Origin of the sequence: Pseudosulfitobacter sp. SM2401, from assembly GCF_042932805.1 — a bacterium.
Lineage (GTDB): Bacteria > Pseudomonadota > Alphaproteobacteria > Rhodobacterales > Rhodobacteraceae > Ascidiaceihabitans.
Map to the genome: position 1 here is coordinate 2,236,861 of NZ_CP170633.1, position 16,655 is coordinate 2,253,515.

At 53.2% G+C, this 16,655-nt stretch carries 16 protein-coding genes and 1 tRNA gene; 10 read left to right on the forward strand and 7 right to left on the reverse strand.

All coding sequences use genetic code 11. The annotated features are described in order from the left end of the window. Nucleotides 1-113: 113 nt before the first annotated feature. Nucleotides 114-203: transfer RNA gene (locus tag ACFIO0_RS11070), tRNA-Ser, on the reverse strand. Between the two features lie 318 nt (nt 204-521). Between ACFIO0_RS11070 and ACFIO0_RS11075 the strand changes: the two genes are divergently transcribed. The 7 genes from ACFIO0_RS11075 to ACFIO0_RS11105 all read left to right on the forward strand — a co-directional run bounded on the left by ACFIO0_RS11075 (nt 522) and on the right by ACFIO0_RS11105 (nt 6,937). Beyond that, nucleotides 522-1,334, forward strand: a complete 813-nt coding sequence (locus tag ACFIO0_RS11075) for an SPOR domain-containing protein (RefSeq protein WP_390915321.1) — start codon at nt 522-524, stop codon at nt 1,332-1,334. 25 nt (nt 1,335-1,359) lie between these two features. Further along, nucleotides 1,360-2,520 (forward strand): serine hydrolase, encoded by a 1,161-nt coding sequence (locus ACFIO0_RS11080; RefSeq protein WP_390910460.1) that lies wholly within the window; start codon nt 1,360-1,362, stop codon nt 2,518-2,520. Next, nucleotides 2,517-3,146, forward strand: a complete 630-nt coding sequence (gene tmk, locus ACFIO0_RS11085; protein WP_390910461.1) for a dTMP kinase — start codon at nt 2,517-2,519, stop codon at nt 3,144-3,146. The genes ACFIO0_RS11080 and tmk overlap by 4 nt, the downstream gene beginning before the upstream one ends. Nucleotides 3,147-3,217: 71 nt before the next feature. Next, nucleotides 3,218-4,333: a DNA polymerase III subunit delta' gene (locus tag ACFIO0_RS11090; protein WP_390910462.1), complete on the forward strand. Its 1,116-nt coding sequence runs from the start codon at nt 3,218-3,220 to the stop codon at nt 4,331-4,333. Between the two features lie 8 nt (nt 4,334-4,341). Beyond that, nucleotides 4,342-5,148, forward strand: a complete 807-nt coding sequence (locus tag ACFIO0_RS11095; protein ID WP_390915322.1) for a TatD family hydrolase — start codon at nt 4,342-4,344, stop codon at nt 5,146-5,148. After that, entirely contained in the window at nt 5,148-5,948 is an 801-nt protein-coding gene (locus ACFIO0_RS11100; protein WP_390910463.1) for an MBL fold metallo-hydrolase, read from the forward strand. Before ACFIO0_RS11095 ends, ACFIO0_RS11100 begins: the two co-directional genes overlap by 1 nt. Nucleotides 5,949-6,007: 59 nt before the next feature. Continuing rightward, entirely contained in the window at nt 6,008-6,937 is a 930-nt protein-coding gene (locus ACFIO0_RS11105; RefSeq protein WP_390910464.1) for an AEC family transporter, read from the forward strand. Here ACFIO0_RS11105 and ACFIO0_RS11110 read toward each other — a convergent pair. The 4 genes from ACFIO0_RS11110 to ACFIO0_RS11125 all read right to left on the reverse strand — a co-directional run bounded on the left by ACFIO0_RS11110 (nt 6,921) and on the right by ACFIO0_RS11125 (nt 11,228). Beyond that, nucleotides 6,921-7,754, reverse strand: coding sequence for a YhjD/YihY/BrkB family envelope integrity protein (locus tag ACFIO0_RS11110; RefSeq protein ID WP_390910465.1), 834 nt, complete (start codon nt 7,752-7,754; stop codon nt 6,921-6,923). The two genes, ACFIO0_RS11105 and ACFIO0_RS11110, sit on opposite strands and share 17 nt — an antisense overlap. Nucleotides 7,755-7,947: 193 nt before the next feature. Then, nucleotides 7,948-8,622: a response regulator gene (locus ACFIO0_RS11115; RefSeq protein ID WP_390910466.1), complete on the reverse strand. Its 675-nt coding sequence runs from the start codon at nt 8,620-8,622 to the stop codon at nt 7,948-7,950. Nucleotides 8,623-8,793: 171 nt separating this feature from the next. Next, complete coding sequence (locus ACFIO0_RS11120; protein WP_390910467.1) at nt 8,794-9,255, reverse strand: response regulator; 462 nt, start codon at nt 9,253-9,255, stop codon at nt 8,794-8,796. Nucleotides 9,256-9,275: 20 nt separating this feature from the next. Beyond that, complete coding sequence (locus tag ACFIO0_RS11125) at nt 9,276-11,228, reverse strand: ATP-binding protein (RefSeq protein WP_390910468.1); 1,953 nt, start codon at nt 11,226-11,228, stop codon at nt 9,276-9,278. Between the two features lie 117 nt (nt 11,229-11,345). On the opposite strand from ACFIO0_RS11125, the gene ACFIO0_RS11130 reads away from it, so the two are divergent. Continuing rightward, nucleotides 11,346-12,821, forward strand: coding sequence for an extracellular solute-binding protein (locus tag ACFIO0_RS11130; RefSeq protein ID WP_390910469.1), 1,476 nt, complete (start codon nt 11,346-11,348; stop codon nt 12,819-12,821). A 66-nt stretch (nt 12,822-12,887) separates the two neighbouring features. After that, on the forward strand, nt 12,888-13,640 hold the full coding sequence (locus tag ACFIO0_RS11135; RefSeq protein ID WP_390910470.1) for an ATP-binding protein: 753 nt from the start codon (nt 12,888-12,890) through the stop codon (nt 13,638-13,640). Between the two features lie 264 nt (nt 13,641-13,904). Here ACFIO0_RS11135 and ACFIO0_RS11140 read toward each other — a convergent pair whose 3' ends face one another. Then, nucleotides 13,905-14,720, reverse strand: coding sequence for an alpha/beta fold hydrolase (locus ACFIO0_RS11140; protein ID WP_390910471.1), 816 nt, complete (start codon nt 14,718-14,720; stop codon nt 13,905-13,907). 186 nt (nt 14,721-14,906) lie between these two features. Here ACFIO0_RS11140 and ACFIO0_RS11145 point away from each other — a divergent pair, with 186 nt between their 5' ends. Next, nucleotides 14,907-15,488 (forward strand): WHG domain-containing protein, encoded by a 582-nt coding sequence (locus tag ACFIO0_RS11145; RefSeq protein WP_390910472.1) that lies wholly within the window; start codon nt 14,907-14,909, stop codon nt 15,486-15,488. 127 nt (nt 15,489-15,615) lie between these two features. On the opposite strand, the gene ACFIO0_RS11150 is transcribed toward ACFIO0_RS11145, so the two are convergent. Continuing rightward, nucleotides 15,616-16,371 (reverse strand): GNAT family N-acetyltransferase, encoded by a 756-nt coding sequence (locus ACFIO0_RS11150; RefSeq protein WP_390910473.1) that lies wholly within the window; start codon nt 16,369-16,371, stop codon nt 15,616-15,618. Nucleotides 16,372-16,655 lie beyond the last annotated feature (284 nt).

The following is a 16,655-nucleotide window of genomic DNA, read 5'->3' on the forward strand; positions in this document are numbered from 1 at the left end:
GCAAAAAACCGAAATTGAGACGTTCGAGTTTTTGTATCCGAAGTTGCCCCGCCGCGTCACACGTCCCGCTGCAAACAGTAAATTCTGTAAAATCAACCAGCTAGAAAGCCTAGTGGCGGAGGAACAGGGATTCGAACCCTGGGAGGACTTTCACCCTCGTCGGTTTTCAAGACCGGTGCATTCGACCACTCTGCCACTCCTCCGACAGCGATGTTCCTAATGCGGCGGAATTGATTCTGCAATTGGGTAATGCCCAACAAATTCAATGAAAACATGGGGTTTTTTGCCGACGCTCAATCAGTTGCCTTTTCAGATGCGTGCGAGCGCGCTAGAGTGCGTCCAAACCGTCCTCTTGAGGGCGCGTAAATCGTGCCAAAATTGGCGCAAAAGGTGTGCAAAACACCATATAATAATGGGCGCGAGCAGCGCCAAATGACAGGCAGGGATCAAAGGCGATGGGCAGCGCAATTTTATTTCAACACATTGGCACAAAAGCCAAATTGGGTATCACATCATTGGCAATGGCCGTCGTTTTGGCGGGCTGCGATGAAACGGGCCAATTCAATTTAGGCCAGAAATTACGGGGCGATGGCACAACTGCCGCCGCTCCGCGCAGTGGTGCAACAACCAAAACCACCGAACGCGACGTCGAAGCCCCCGAGGTGTTTTCGGCCACCGAAGCAGGCCTTTGGGATGGTCGCCCGTCGCTGGGCGGCGTTTGGGTCGCACACCCAGACGTGACGGACCCGGAGCGGGTGATCATCCGCAACTCAACCAACAACAAATTTGTCGTTGGTGCCTTGTTCCGCCGCGAACGGGATATTCCGGGTCCACGCTTGCAGATTTCATCCGATGCCGCCGAAGCGCTTGGCATGCTGGCCGGCGCACCGGCGCAATTGAATGTCACGGCACTGCGCAAAGAAGAAGTCGCCGTTGAACCCGCCGCAACCGAAATTGCGGCTGCAGGCGAGCTTAGCCAACCTGCGGACGTTCAGGAAACAGCGCTTGATCCGATTGCAGGTGCTGCGGCGGCAATCGATGCGGCGGCTCCGACAACGCCAGTGACACCAGCCCCCGCACCACGTCCGACGGGGTCAACTCTGGACAAACCGTTCATCCAGATCGGCATCTTTTCGGTCGAAGCGAACGCGACACGGACTGCCAGCCAAATGCGCACCGCGGGTTTGGTTCCAACGATCAAACGCGGCGAAAGCGGTGGCAAAGCCTTTTGGCGTGTGCTGGTCGGCCCCGCGCAAAACAGTTCAGAACGCAAAGCATTGCTGAGCAAAATCAAGGGCGAAGGGTTTTCCGACGCCTACGCCGTGACCAACTGATAGTCAAAACAGGAGCATCCAAACCGTGATCCGCCCTATCGCAGCCCTATTCGCGTTGATCGTGCTGAGCATGCCCGCGCACGCCTTTGAAACCCGTGCAACGGCGGCCTATGTCGTTGATCAAACCACCGGCACCGTGCTGCTGAACAAGAATGCAGACACGCCGCTGCCCCCTGCATCGATGTCGAAATTGATGACGCTGTTCATGGCATTCGAGGCGATCCGCGATGGCCGTTTGTCCTTGAACGAAAAGCTGCCCGTCTCACAACACTCGATGGATTACGGCGGCTCTACGATGTTTCTGAACACCCGCGATCGCGTCCGTGTCGAGGACCTTTTGCGCGGCATTATCGTGTTGTCAGGCAACGACGCCTGTTCAGTAATCGCCGAAGCGCTAAGCACCGATGGCACCGAAAGCGGCTTTGCGCGGATGATGACGCTACGGGCACAAAAACTTGGCATGACCAATTCCACATTTGCCAATTCCAACGGCTGGCCACAAGCGGGCCATCGGATGTCGATGCGTGACTTGGCGTTGCTGGCGACGCGGTTGATCGAAGATTTCCCCGAATACTACCCTCTGTTTGCTGAAACAGATTTTCAATTCGACGGGCGCGCACCGCAGAACACTCGCAACCGTAATCCGTTGTTAAAACTGGGTATTGGCGCTGACGGGCTGAAAACTGGGCACACATCTGAGGCTGGATACGGCATCGTTGGTTCTGCCAAACAAGGCCTGCGCCGGGTGATTTTTGTGATTTCAGGCCTCGATAGCTCTGCCGCTCGTGCCCAAGAATCCGAAGCAATTGTGAACTGGGCTTTTCGCCAATTCGCGCAACGTCCCTTAGCGAAACAAGGCGAACGGATCGCAACTGCGGACGTCTGGATGGGCGCCACGCCCACTGTGGGATTGGTCCCCGCCGAAGATATTTCGGTTTTGCTGCCAGTGCTTGCGGGCAACGAAGTCGCAGCCGAGGTCGTCTACACAGGCCCGATCCAAGCGCCCATCACCGCCGGTCAACAGCTTGCTGAACTGGTCCTGTCCCCCGAAGGATTGCCCGAAACGCGCATCCCCTTGGTCGCCGAATCCGATGTTGCCGACGGTGGCTTTGCTGCACGTCTCAGTACCGCCGCAATGAAACTGCTGGACCGCGTGAACCAGAATCCAAACCGGAACCCATCGTGACATCAACCGGCACTTTTATCACGTTTGAAGGCATCGACGGGTCAGGAAAATCAACGCAGGCGCGGATGCTTGCGGATCACTTGCGCGCGCTTGGGCGCGATGTTGTGCTGACCCGCGAACCCGGCGGCAGCCCAGGTGCCGAAGAAATCCGCGCGTTGGTGTTGCAAGGCGATCCTGATCGCTGGTCTGCTGAAACCGAAATCCTGCTGTTTGCCGCGGCGCGTCGTGATCATTTGGAACGGACTATCCAGCCCGCGATCGAGGCGGGTAAAATCGTGATCTGTGACCGTTTTGCCGACAGCTCTCGCATGTATCAGGGCCTGTCGCGTGGCGATCTGCGCGCAACGGTCGACCAATTGCACAAGCTGATGATCAAACGCGAACCCGATCTGACCATTCTGATCGATATGGACCCGACCACGGGCCACAGCCGCGCCAAAGCACGCCAAACAGTCGAGGAACGGTTCGAGGATTTTGGCGCCGATCTCCAAGAAAAAATGCGCGCCGGCTTTTTGTCACTGGCCGACGAATTCGCGGATCGTTTTCACGTCATTGACGGTGCGCGCCCCATTGACGTTGTCGCGCACGATGTCGCTGACGTCGTGGCCTCACATTTAGCAAAATAGCCGCGCTCAAGGTCGCAATTGTCGGGCCAAAGCCATTTCCTCGGCGCGGGTCCGGTGCTACATCATTGCTTATGGCTGACGAAACTCCTGATCCAACCCAAGTGCCCGGCGCACCGCACCCGCGTGAAACCGATCAGTTGATTGGTCAAGATGCCGCGCAATCTGCATTTTTGGACGCGTTCAATTCCGAACGCTTGCACCACGCGTGGATGCTGACTGGCCCTCGCGGCGTTGGCAAAGCGACGTTGGCATGGAAAATCGCCAAATTCTTGTTGGCGACGCCCGATCCCGGTGGCGACGATATGTTTGGTGGCCCCCCTGCCCCGACCTCGCTTGAGGTGTCGCCAGATCATGCCGTGTCCCACCGCATTGCCGCCGGTGCCGACCCCGGTCTTGTTGCCGTGAACCGCACGCCCAACGAAAAAACCGGGCGGATGCGCGATCAGATCGTTGTGGATGACATTCGAAAACTGTCGGGCTTTTTCCAGCTGTCTGCCACCGATGGCGGGCGACGGGTAGTCATCGTCGACGCCGCCGACGACATGAACACGCAGGCGGCAAACGCGCTGCTTAAGATGCTCGAAGAACCGCCCGAACGCGCCACTTTGTTGCTGATCACCCACCAGCCTTCGCGGCTATTGCCCACGATCCGGTCGCGGTGCAGAACGTTGCGCCTGAACACTCTGTCCGGCGATCAAATGCAGACCGCGATGATGAACGCGGGTGTTGATGCCGGTACAAACGGCACGGCTTTGGCTGAACTGTCAGGCGGGTCTGTTGGAGAGGCGATGCGGCTGTCTTTGCTTGGGGGCCTTGAGATTTACAGCGAAATCATTGGCTTGCTTGGCAGTCTGCCGCAGCTAGATCGTGCACGGACACTGCGTTTGGCCGAAGCGGCCGCACAGCGCGGTGCCGAAGAAAAGCTGGATCTGTTGTTCACTTTGCTGGAAATTGCGCTGGCCCGTTTGGCACGCACCGGTGCCACAGGACACCCCCCAGCAGATGAAGCCGCCCCGCACGAGGCCAAAACCCTGATGCGCCTTGCGCAAACCCCGCACCAAGGGCGCGCATGGGCTGATATCGGCCAAGAGGCTCTCGCGCGTGCCCGTCACGGGCGGGCCGTTAACCTTGACCCCGCAGCCTTGGTTCTAGATACGATGTTTAAAATTCAAGGTGCCGCAGCATGAGCATGGCGATGACACAGCCCCCCGAAATCACCGACAGCCACTGCCATCTGGATTTTCCGGATTTTGAAGGGCAATTGCCGCAGATCATTGAAAACGCGCAGGCCGCCGGCGTCACGCGCATGGTCACGATATGCACAAAACTGCGCCAAGAACCGCAGGTCCGCGCCATAGCCGAAGCCCACGCGCCAGTGTTTTATGCCGCTGGCACCCACCCGATGAGCGCGGCGTCAGAACCGCTAACATCCGTTGATGCGTTGGTCGCCATGGCGCAGCATCCGAAGTTTGTCGGGATCGGCGAAACCGGCCTCGACTACCACTACACTGCCGACAGTGCCGACATTCAAAAGCAATCGCTACGCATTCACATTGCGGCCGCGCGCGAAACCGGATTGCCGCTGATCATTCACGCACGCGCAGCTGACGATGACATGGCCCAAATCCTGGCAGAAGAGCACGCGAATGGCACCTATTCTTGCGTCATGCACTGCTTTTCATCCTCGCCCGAATTGGCCCGCGCCGCACTCGATCTAGGGTTCTATTTGTCGATGTCGGGTATTTCGGCATTCCCCAAAAGCCAACCCATTCGTGACATCTTTGGGGCGGCACCTTTGGACCGCATTCTGGTGGAAACCGATGCGCCCTATTTGGCCCCCCCGCCCCATCGTGGGAAACGGAACGAGCCGGCCTACACAGCGCACACCGCCCGCGTCGGAGCCGAAGTTTTTGGTATGGAATACCCAGACTTTGCCGCCCAAACCCAAGCAAATTTCGAAAGGCTTTTCACCAAAGCCGCGCAGTTTGCGGTGGCCGCGTGATGGCAGAGCTAAAGCTCACCATTTTGGGCTGCGGGTCTTCTGGCGGCGTGCCGCGTTTGGGCGGGCATTGGGGCGATTGCGACCCTGATAACCCGAAAAACCATCGCCGCCGCTGTTCGTTGTTGGTGGAACAGGTCACGCCCGATGGCACGACATCCGTGTTGATCGACACCTCGCCGGATTTGCGCAGCCAATTGCTGGACGCCAACGTCGGCCGGTTGGATGGCGTCATCTACACCCACAGCCACGCCGATCACGTGCACGGTATCGACGATTTGCGGATGATCGTGATCAACATGCGCGCGCGATTGCAGGTTTGGGCCGATGTGCCAACCCACGAGGCCCTGATGGATCGATTTGGGTATGTGTTTGTGCAGCCTGAATGGTCGTCGTACCCGCCGATTTTGGAATTGAACCCGATTGACGGCGACGTCATCGTTGACGGCCCGGGCGGCGCGATCACGTTCACGCCATTCTTGGTGAACCACGGCGGCATGGATGCTTTGGGTTTTCGGATCAATGATGTTGTATACCTGCCGGATGTCGCAAAAATACCTGATGACGCATGGCGCCACATGGACAATCTGGACTGCTGGATTGTCGACGCCTTGCGCCGTGATCCACACCCAACCCATTCACATTTGGCGCAAACGCTTGAGTGGATCGACAAGGTCGCGCCCAAAACTGCCGTCTTGACGAACATGCACAACGATCTGGATTACGCCACGGTGGCGGCAGAAACGCCGGACCACGTTCAACCGGCGTTTGACGGATTAACGCTAACGTTCCCAATACCTTAAATAACCTTGCCGCCCACCCGAGATACTCTCTTTTGCTCTCAATCCACTGGCCTAAGATCATGCAAATCCTTCTCGATATCATCCTGCCTGTGTTTCTCGTTATCGGGTTTGGCTACGTCGCGGTGTGGCGCGGTGTTTTTCCGCTAAGCGGCGTCGACGGGCTGATGAAATTCACCCAAGGTTTTGCAATTCCGTGCCTGCTGTTTCAGGCCATTGCCAAGATCGATATTCAAGCTTCGTTTCATCCGGGCTTGCTCTTTAGTTTTTATTCCGGTGCCGCCGCCTGTTTTGCGCTGGGTATGTTCGGGGCACGCATCCTGTTGAAACGGGATTGGGAAGACTGCGTTGCCATCGGGTTTTGCTGCTTGTTTTCAAACTCGGTCCTGTTGGGATTGCCCATAAGTGAGCGCGCCTTTGGCCCGGACGCGTTGACCGGCAACTATGCGATCATCGCGCTGCATTCGCCATTTTGTTACGGTCTGGGCATTACGGTGATGGAGGTAACGCGAAATCGTGGTGAATCCGTCGCCGTTATGGCGCGAGCCGTTGGGCGCGCTATGTTTCGCAATGCTTTGGTTTTAGCCATTTTGGCTGGGTTCGCGGTGAACCTTTTGGGCGTTAGTTTGCCCAAAGTCATGGATGACGCGCTAAGCTTGGTAGTACGCGCAGCCCTACCCGCCGCGCTGTTTTCCTTGGGCGGTGTATTGCTGCAATACAAACCGGAAGGCGACAAATTGGCGATCGCTATGGTTTGCATCATCGGATTGTGCATCCATCCGGCACTGGTCTGGGGAATGGGCAGCGCATTGTCTGTGCCGCCCGATTTCTTCCAATCCGGCGTCCTGACAGCAGCGATGGCCCCCGGTGTGAACGCGTATATTTTTGCTAATATGTACGGTCGGGCGCGACGTGTTGCCGCCTCGAGTGTCTTGATTGCAACCGGTGCCTCTGTGTTTACCGTCTGGCTGTGGCTTATGGCGCTTGGGTAGCGCGCGCTTCTAATTCGGCGTTCAATGCCCCCCCCAAAAGCACCAGCCAGGCGCTGATAAACAACCACATCAACATCGCGATGACGGCGCCGATGGACCCGTACACTTCGTTGTAAGCCCCAAAGTTTGATAGATAGACCGAAAACCCAGTGGATGCCGCGGCCCAACACAGCGTCGCGAAGACCGCGCCCGGCGTAACCAAGCGCGCAGGAGCCCCCGCACGATTGGGGCCTAGACGGTAAATAATCGAGAAACCAGCCAGCAAAACGGTTAATGCAACGGCCCAACGCGCAACATCTAACCCTGTTTCGGCCCACGGCCCCAGAGGTACAAACGCCAAAATGACCGGCACCAAAACGATGCAAGCAATCGCGGTGACAGCAACACCTATCAACGCGACAGTAAGGACCAACGCCCGCGAATAATGCGCAATGCCTTGCCGGTTTGGTATATTGTAAATAGCGTTCAATCCACGCATCAGCGCGGCAACGCCAGCCCGCGCGGACCAAAGCGCCAAGGTCAGAGATAAAATTGAAGCCCAGCCAAGTGTCAGCCCGTCAGCTTGTGACAACGCCCTGAGCTGCGCATCGATCAAAGTGAAAACATCTTGCGGCAACACCGCACGGAATTCAGACATCTGTTCCGCAACGGCCCCGGGATCCCCCACGACCCCCCAAAGGGCAATGACGGTTGCCAGTCCGGGAAAGACGGCCAAGATGCCATAAAATGCAACACCCGCAGCGATAAGGCTGAGGTTACGTTCATCCATTAGTCGAAATACGCGTTTCAAAACCCGCCAAAGCTTTAGAGCCGGCATTGTATGTTCCTCATCTTGGTCGTGATGAAGATACACCTTGATTAGACCATCATTCCAGATTGAAGTGTCGAGCGTTGCCATTTGAGCCGGTCACGTGCCAAGTCCCGCTGCTGTTTACTTGCTAAAGAAACATCACGCGCGCCCGTTGCATTAAAAGGCGACGTTTATCCAAGTATTGACGAGCGTTTTGAAGTCAGCTGACCCGAACATCTTTTGGCGCTTTCAAGGTGATTGCGTCCGTCTCTGACAAACTTGACCATAAATTCAGGCACCGTTTTTCCACGGCAGCCAATTCTACCGCCAACGGGCTATGAGGCTGATAGACCCGCGCCCTGAGCGAGCGAATATCTTGAATGATCATCGCAACTTTGGGCTGCAAAGCGCTGGAATGATGCTCTTTTACACGAGAAACAAGCAGTTCCAAACGTTCATGCAAGTCATCAGTATTTGTAGGTGAGGCTTGTGCGGCGTCGATTACAGATAGCACCAACGATCGTAGTCGGTGCGTGCTTAGCGTTCCTTTGGCGATGTAGTCTTGGCACCCACTTTTCAGAGCACGGACTGCAATCTGGGACTGATCATCGCCTGCGATCATCACCGTTGTCGCGTTGCAATTGCGCTCATGCTTTTGAATGCGTTCTAACGCTTCCAACCCGTCACCTTGAGGAAGGTTGTAATCGATCAAAACGATGTCGAAGTCCTTGTTATCCAGGTTTTGATCCAAGCCATCTAGGTTTTCCACTTCGCTTAAGTGAAATCCGAATTCCAGGCTTTCAAACATGCGTCGAATGCGCACGCGATCAAATTGGTTGTCGTCCAAAATCAGAACATTAATGTCACTTGGAGCAGCGGGCATTGTCGCCAGCATGTTTTCAAAGGCCAAAGCACTTATCATCTTATCCTCAACGTATTAGTGGCCATCATGTACCCACATTACGATTTTGCTTTGGTAAGCTTTAAGACGTCTTAATACAGCGAACTTTTTCGATCCATCTCTGGTTAAATTATTGTGAAAATCCATGCGGTTATAGGCGCATTCTTAATGTGGTAGTTCGACAACTTTGGTGTAGGTGTCGATCATATTCAATGCGCGGATAAAGCTATCGCCGAGGTCATCTTTGACGATGTAACCTGCAATGTTCGAACTATAGGCCGCCGCTACATCTTTTGGCGCATCAGAGGTCGACAAAACGAATATTACGGCGCGTTGCAACGATGGATCATTGCGCACTTCCTCAAGAAACTCAAACCCATCCATCCGTGGCATGTTCAAATCTAACGTAACCAAGTATGGCGGAAGCAACTTGTCCCCTTCGCACTCACCGCGCATCATATCCAGCGCTTCTTGGCCATCGCATGCGACCACGACAGGATTGATAATTTTCAATTTCCGTAACGCGCGCTTGATCGCCATGACCGTGACCTGGTCATCATCGACAATCAAGAATTTTATCGGATCAGTTTTTACGTCGAAAATCGACCCCATTTGATGCTCAGTCATAGTCTCGTACTCCCACTGCCTTACGCTGCTTTTTTGATTTGTTTTGTGTGCGCTACCTTGATCGGAACATCAAAAACAAATGATGTTCCACGCATAATGTCCGGATTTGATTCCACAGAAATCTTTCCACCAAGGCGCTCGAGCAACTTATGGATAATCGCAAGTCCAAGTCCGCTTGCCTCGACTTCATCCCGCGATTTCAACGTTTGAAACAGGCCAAAAATCTTACTGTGATATTTGGGGTCGATTCCGGCACCGTCATCTTGCACCCGGCAATGCAATCGATCGCCATCCACGCGGGCATCAACTGTTACTTTTCCGGCTTTCTCATCGTGATGCTTGAGCGCGTTGTTAATCAAATTCAGTAGAATTTGGCGCAACGGCGTTTCGTACGTCACAACGCTCTCACAACTGCCAACAAATCCAATCTCGAAATTGCACATCGGGTCCAGCATTTCCGCGGTTTCCTGCACAATATCCTTTATTGAGACATTAGAGAATTCCAACCCTACCGAGCCCGCACGCGAATATTCCAACAAGTCTGTCAAAAGCTGGTTCAATCGCTCGATCCGGCCAGTCATCAAGGCCATGTACTGCTTTCCCTCACCGGAAAACACATTTTCCTCATCTTCAAGCAGCCATCCTGACAAGTCTTGGATTGCACGCAAAGGAGAGCGTAAATCATGCGCGGCCACATACGCAAACTTCTCAAGTTCAGCATTTGAACGATGCAATTCTTCCGCCGTGGATTTGAATACTTGCAATGCATTCGCCATCTTACCCAACTCATCAGGGCCGCTGACGTTAACCTCATAAGAAGTTTCACCATCCGCAATGGCAAGCACCGCCTTGGTCAATCGCGCCATACGTTTGTTAATCTGTCGCTCGACAACCCAAATCAATGTCGCTGTGATGGCGAGCAACATCAACAAAAGCACAGCGACCAGAATGGTGATCACCCTCTGGGTCGCGTGTTCCAATCGTTGACGTGACGCGTCAATTTCAGCCCGCGCCGCAGCTAACATTTCGGCTGATATTCCAGAAATTCGTTCGATCGGTGCAAACTGCGCCTGCTTTGCCTTAGCCAAAGCAGCACGCAATGAATGCAATTGGCTTACTTCGCCAACAACGCCATCATCCCCGAAAAGGATTGCACGCATTTCTAAAATCACACGCGCCAGATTGGTGCGCGTCTCATTGTCCGCAAGTTGACCTGTCAGGACAGCAATATTACGCATTTTGTGGCGCAGGTTGTTGTAAGGTATTGAAAGGTCGCGTATTTCAACAAAACTCTGAAGCCCGATAACAGCATCGATAACGGCCTCAACCTCCAGCGACATCGTTGTCACGGTGTTCGCTAGGGCCAAACTTTCATTGTAATCCTGAACAAAGGCTTCGAGCTGTTTGGGCGAGTCAATATTGACGTTTGCGGTCTTGTTTTGGGCCACCAGCGCAGCAGCATACGACATTTCTTCAAAATATGTGCGCGCCTCAACTCCGGACTGTTCCAATGCGCCCGTTAGAACTGCGATATTCGCTTCATGTCCCATTATCCCCTTTTGGATTTTTAAGATGCTGCGCGTGCCAATATCAATTTCAGTCAGCGCTTTTTGCATCGCAAAGGCAGTTTCACCGGGGGTGTGTGTTTCCGCCATATTCCGGGTGCGATCCCCGAGAATGTCCAATTGCTCTTCAGCGAGTATACCCAAAGGGGCCAGGTCATCCAAAGTTTGCACCCCATCGACGCGGTGCAATAACAAAAGCAAACTTTTGAGAGTCCGTTCTGTTTCTTCCGTTGTAACGAATGTCGAAAACGACGTTTCAGTCAATTCTTCGATTGAGGCATTCAAGAAACGCATTTGACCAAATGTCACAAGCATTACGCACACCAAGGCGACCGACATTGCGAAAAACACAATGCGTAACCGCAAAACAATGCCAGGCGCAAAAGTAGGTAGCCCACGTTGTGACATAGTATTCGTTCTTTTCCCTCACCATCCTCCTCCTCTGTAACGAAAGGGCGTTAACGCGTGGTTAACGTTCTTCAACGAAGGTGCTTAGATTGGGGATTACAGGAATATATCATTAAAATGACGGATGAAGCACGCAACGCGGCAATAATCTCGCGCAGGCATCTTATGGCCGGGTTCGGGGCCTCGGCAATGCTACCGACTATGGCCACACTGGGTGCCGCAGCTTCCGCCGATGAATTGCACATTCGGGTCGCAGAACAAGCACGCGATCTCAAGAATGGGCGCGATGTCACTCTGCGGTTGCTTTTGCCCAATGGTTCAGCCGCGAACGTCACACCTGTGATCAAGGCTTTTACGCAGATGACCGGCATTCAGATCAAAGCCATCGAAACCCCCGTCGACGAGATAAATACAGAACTTTATCTGGATGGGCTGAGTAAATCCAACCAATATGACGTCGCACTGCCTGCTACCTTTGGTCTGCCCGATCTTGTTTCATCAAAGGCGATTGTGCCGCTTACTAAGTTCGCAAAACGCTACGAGCCCGATGGGTTCCGCGAAGACATTTTATACGGGATCGGCGACAGTTTTGATGGGGAAATTTACGGATTTCAAACTGACGGCGATGCCTACATGACCTTTTTTAATAAGGCTATGCAACAAGATCCGCAAAATATGGCCCGCTACAGCGAAACGTTTGGATACGAATTGGGCGTGCCGGAAACATGGGACGAACTTGACCAACAAATGGCGTTCTTTAACGACCCGGAAAACGGCAAATGGGGTGGTTTGTTGTTCCGAACCCCCAGTTATCTCGCGTGGGAATGGTGGGTGCGGTTTCACGCAAAAGGCGTTTGGCCGTTTTCACCTGATATGGATCCCCAAATCACATCACCTGAAGGGGTCGAAGCCCTCGAGGACATGATCCGAGCCACCGATTACTTGGTCCCTGAAGTCAACAAATTGGGCCTTTTCGAAAACTGGAAACGGTTCAGCCAAGGCGACATTTATTGCAACATTGGATGGGGTGGGACGCAAAAGTACCTGACCCGACCAGATTCGCCGATGCGTGGAAATTTGGTTTATGGGCAAACCCCGGGCGGGGTGTTTTCAGACACCTTGATTTCGATGCCCTATTTCAATTGGGGTTGGAATTTTGTAGTGACCAGCAATTCGGAATTCCCGGAAATCTCTTATTTATTCGCTCTGTTTGCCTCAACGCCAAGCATGTCGACACTGGCCGTCCGCCAACCTGATGGCTTCTTTGATCCGTTCCGGCCTGAACACTATGAAGATGCGCAAATCAAGGAAACCTACACCTCTGAATTTTTAGCGGTGCACCAAAGCAGCATGAAATCGGCCATCCCTGATTTGTATTTAAAAGGACAAGGTGAATATTTCAGGATCCTGGCAGACTGGCTTGCACGCGCACTGGCAAAAGAAATCCCACCAAAACAAGCACTTGAACGCGTATCACAACGATGGCGTCTGGTTACAAATGCATCTGGTTTACGGATGCAACAAAAGCGGTGGCAACGCTTGCGCTGGAAATATCCAGCAAAAGTCCGGGCTGTTCTAAAAGATTTGGACTAAGGCTGCGCACGTTTACTCTTAATCAACTGAAATCGCCTATTTCGTTGACAAACGGAGGCTTAAAAAATGAACACTCAAAGCGACTATTCAATCAGCAAACCGGTCAACCGACACCCAGTTGCCACCAAAGATTCTAAAGACTTTGAAGACTTCATTTATCTGCTAAGCCACGATGTAAGGGGGTCGATCCGCGCGCTTTTGGAAGTCCCCCAGTGGATCACCGAAGACCTGATTTCCGATGGCCATAAGATCACAGGCCACCTTGCAGATCACATTACCCTAATGAACACGCACACGCAGCGCCTCGATCGGATGCTGATCGATTTGCTGGTTTACTCACGCGTCGGGCGTTCGCAGAATACAAGCGTTGTTAGTTTGCAAGACACGTTGGATACTGTGTTTGAGCAAGTCAAATTGCCCAAAGGCTTTAACGTCGAAGTCGATTTGCAGTGCTCAACACTCATGTTCGGTGAGCGAGATATTTTAACGCTTTTGACGTCACTGATCTCAAATTCAATCAAACATCATCACTTAGATCATGGTCGAATTCAGATATCTTCTCGCAGAGAGGATGACATGTGTATCATCCTAGTAAGCGATGACGGACCAGGAATTCCTGAAAAATTCTCGCAGCGTGTCTTTGAAGCGATGACAACTCTTAGACCCCGGGACGAAGTTGAAGGCAGCGGCATGGGGCTCGCGATTGTGCGCAAAATTGTTGACCACCACGATGGGCAACTAGAGTGCATGTCTTACCAGAATGCCACGGGCACAATTATGGAAATGCGTTTTCAGCAAGAGATTCCAAAACACATTTGAGATCGACCTTGGGTGTTGTCCAAAAGCAATGACCCGAGATCTACCTATCGGTTTCAGCAGGCCCCCACAGGCTCCGTTCAAAAGTGCTTATGCACTAAGGGTTCAATTTTCCTACACGAAGCCCGCGGTTTTTGGCACAGCAAATGGCGCTCACGCCACGCCTAGTTTCCATACTCGATACACCTATCGTGCGTAGAGGGTCGGTTTAACCCTGCTTCATCAGAGCAGACATTGATGCATCGTCCGGCTATTGCCGACTCAGCATTACCTCGCCGTTGCAACAGGTGTTTTGATGCAAATCGTCCGCACAATGTTAGTGACCTCGGTGGAGATCAAATAGCCAAACCCATACTTTTCGCGTTGTGCATCCAACACCTGATCCACCAAATCCATGCCGGTTTTCGCTTGGATAAAACGATCAATCATATTGTATGAAACGGGCGGTTGGATCGCGACAAGCGAGGTGATTTTAGGATCGCTGAACAGCTCAGGTGCGTTTTGCCACGCAAGAAACGTCGCACTTGCCCCCATGCACTGGCTCAGAAATCCGATCTCATCGTCGCCAAAGGTTGGATGCGCTTTGACATAGCGCAGGGATGCCGCAACATCCTGCCATTCCGTTTCGCCCGCGCCGACTGGTGCCTCGGACCCGATCAGCGTTTTGCCTGTCCCACCGTCGCTGTCGCCTTGGCCGCGGTGGTCGTACATCACAATGTTGTATCCTGCCTCGTGCAAGTGCTTGATCATGGGAAGAAATTCAACAGCAACGCCATCTAGCCCTTCGATTGACCCATAGCGGGTTGTTGTCAGAGGGTGGTTGACGATCAGTGTTTTATCCGAAGGTTCGGCTGCAAGAATTTCCCACGCGCTCAGGCGCACATCATCCGCCGTCATGATTTCAACATCGGAATAGACCATGCCGTAATCTTGCGGCGTTTTGGGATTGGTCAAGCGCTCAGGCGCGACGCGCATTTTGACAATTTGGCTGACATAGATGCTTTCTTTCAAACCAAACAGATTGGTGAACCAAACGCCTGCCAGTGTCGCCACGACGCCGACAAGTGACAGGGCAATGGTCATGATTGCTTTCCTTATGATAAGTCCTTTTGAATGAGTGCACAAAGCCAGTGGCCCGGGAGCGGGCCATTTGGTCAGATACAGAAGATTTCGTGCTGAATATTTACGGTGTATACATTGAGTAGCCGGTTAACGAGCGCCGGTCAAGATAATATTTACACCGGAAATATTTTGCCCGATAAGGATAATATGTTGGTTGAAAAATCGTATCACCACGGCAACCTCAAGCAGGCCTTGGTCAAGGCAAGTTTGGATATTCTGCACAAATACGGCTCGACGGGGCTGTCATTGCGCAAGTGCGCGGACGCCGTGGGTGTAAGCCATACCGCCCCAAAAAACCACTTTGGGAACATGGCTGGCCTTTTGACGGCGTTGGCAAGTGCGGGATACGCAATGCTGGCAGATACCATGCGCGACGGCTGGGCTGAGGATACCCCCCGCCCCGAACGTCGCGATTTGGCGTTGCAGGGGTACGTCAGCTTTGCGGTTGATCATCCCGATTTGTTCGAACTGATGTTCGCGCGGGGGCGCACCAAAAGCGATGATCTGGAACTGATGGGGAATGTCGTGGCTTGTTTTGCCGTGCTTGCCGACATCGCCCAAGATCTGCCGCTTGGCCACGCGAGTGATGAGCTAACAGCAACGCGCGCTCAAATGTTCATTTGGAGCGCTGTGCACGGCTACGCACAACTTTGCATCGCGGGGCGTTTCAAGAAAGACGAAATGAAACGTCTTACGATCCTCGACATTTTACCACAGATGAAACCCTGAGGGCAAAATCAACCGTTCGCCACAAGTGTCGTACCTGTCACTCTGGGCTCATACTAGGTATTTGACGAAAGCAGTTGGCAAAATTTAGCGCTTTTTAATGACAGTTAGCGACATTGCAAGCACTGGATCAGTCAGGGACACTAATCTGGACAAGCCGGTGCTGGGAAACGAAGCCTGCGTTCTCCAATGCGGCCTTCGATGCAAAATTGCTTTCAGCGCATCCACAAATCGGCCTCTTGCCCTCACTTTCCAAAACGTTCGCAAGCTCGGAGACAATCAAACTGGCGAACCACTTTTTGCGCTGACTGCGTCGTGTCACCATTCCAATGTCAACAACGTCACCTGATCCATCAATCGGAATCATCACCCCGCTTCCCACCAGTTGCCCGTCATTGAATGCGATCCAAAGGCCATTGGACCGATAGATCTGCTCGACTTCATCCTTGCTGTCATAGAAATCGCGCCCAGTTATCCAGGCATCTGACAGATCGACCGCCCTCGCCCTAGCGAACTGGAAAGTATCAATTTTACTTAGAATGACCGGGGTGCGTTTGCGAAACAAGAACCCGGTTTCAACCATAGCCCACCCTAGTGTTTTGGCGGCGTCAATCAGTTCCCGATCAAATGACTTGCAAAGAACCTTCCTGAAAGGTCGCTGTTGGATAAGATTGCTCAGGAGCAGGTGCGCTTTGGCGCGGTCTTTTGCGTAGAACTCTACCAGACGGTCTGCATGAAAGATGGCATATCCCTCGCCGGGAGATTCCCAGACTTCACCTGATCTGACCAACTCCTCAAGGAACCACTCTTGCGGCTCTTGCAAGGATGCCAAGTATTGGTTCCGCAGTGAAAGGGGCAAGTCCGCAACTCGCAAAAAAGCATTCATGTGCAATCGTAGCGTTTATTCGCGGGCACCTGCAATGGGGACGAATAAGACAGGTGGCGCGCCGCTTTGGATGCCGTTTGTGCAAATTATCAAGCACTGCCAACGTTGACAGACGTCGCCCCTGAATAAGCGGCACGACAGCACAATCCAGCAAATTTACGCGACCGCCAAGGTCTGCGCTGTATTTCGCGAAAGTCGATCTACAGCATCCCGATCGGCAATGCAGAACACTTTGACCCGATCAAGGACCGGTCAATGCCGTTCGTTCACACTCACGCTGCGAC

What these genes read in the sequence shown, in the direction of transcription:
- ACFIO0_RS11145 (WP_390910472.1), top strand. Translation starts at nt 14,907, where the DNA reads ATGTTGGTTGAAAAATCGTATCACCACGGCAACCTCAAGCAGGCCTTG.
- ACFIO0_RS11100 (WP_390910463.1), top strand. Translation starts at nt 5,148, where the DNA reads ATGGCAGAGCTAAAGCTCACCATTTTGGGCTGCGGGTCTTCTGGCGGC.
- ACFIO0_RS11135 (WP_390910470.1), top strand. Translation starts at nt 12,888, where the DNA reads ATGAACACTCAAAGCGACTATTCAATCAGCAAACCGGTCAACCGACAC.
- ACFIO0_RS11150 (WP_390910473.1), bottom strand. Translation starts at nt 16,371, where the DNA reads ATGAATGCTTTTTTGCGAGTTGCGGACTTGCCCCTTTCACTGCGGAAC.
- ACFIO0_RS11110 (WP_390910465.1), bottom strand. Translation starts at nt 7,754, where the DNA reads ATGCCGGCTCTAAAGCTTTGGCGGGTTTTGAAACGCGTATTTCGACTA.
- ACFIO0_RS11140 (WP_390910471.1), bottom strand. Translation starts at nt 14,720, where the DNA reads ATGACCATTGCCCTGTCACTTGTCGGCGTCGTGGCGACACTGGCAGGC.
- ACFIO0_RS11095 (WP_390915322.1), top strand. Translation starts at nt 4,342, where the DNA reads ATGACACAGCCCCCCGAAATCACCGACAGCCACTGCCATCTGGATTTT.
- ACFIO0_RS11125 (WP_390910468.1), bottom strand. Translation starts at nt 11,228, where the DNA reads ATGTCACAACGTGGGCTACCTACTTTTGCGCCTGGCATTGTTTTGCGG.
- ACFIO0_RS11105 (WP_390910464.1), top strand. Translation starts at nt 6,008, where the DNA reads ATGCAAATCCTTCTCGATATCATCCTGCCTGTGTTTCTCGTTATCGGG.
- ACFIO0_RS11115 (WP_390910466.1), bottom strand. Translation starts at nt 8,622, where the DNA reads ATGCTGGCGACAATGCCCGCTGCTCCAAGTGACATTAATGTTCTGATT.
- ACFIO0_RS11090 (WP_390910462.1), top strand. Translation starts at nt 3,218, where the DNA reads ATGGCTGACGAAACTCCTGATCCAACCCAAGTGCCCGGCGCACCGCAC.
- ACFIO0_RS11130 (WP_390910469.1), top strand. Translation starts at nt 11,346, where the DNA reads ATGACGGATGAAGCACGCAACGCGGCAATAATCTCGCGCAGGCATCTT.
- ACFIO0_RS11075 (WP_390915321.1), top strand. Translation starts at nt 522, where the DNA reads ATGGCCGTCGTTTTGGCGGGCTGCGATGAAACGGGCCAATTCAATTTA.
- ACFIO0_RS11120 (WP_390910467.1), bottom strand. Translation starts at nt 9,255, where the DNA reads ATGACTGAGCATCAAATGGGGTCGATTTTCGACGTAAAAACTGATCCG.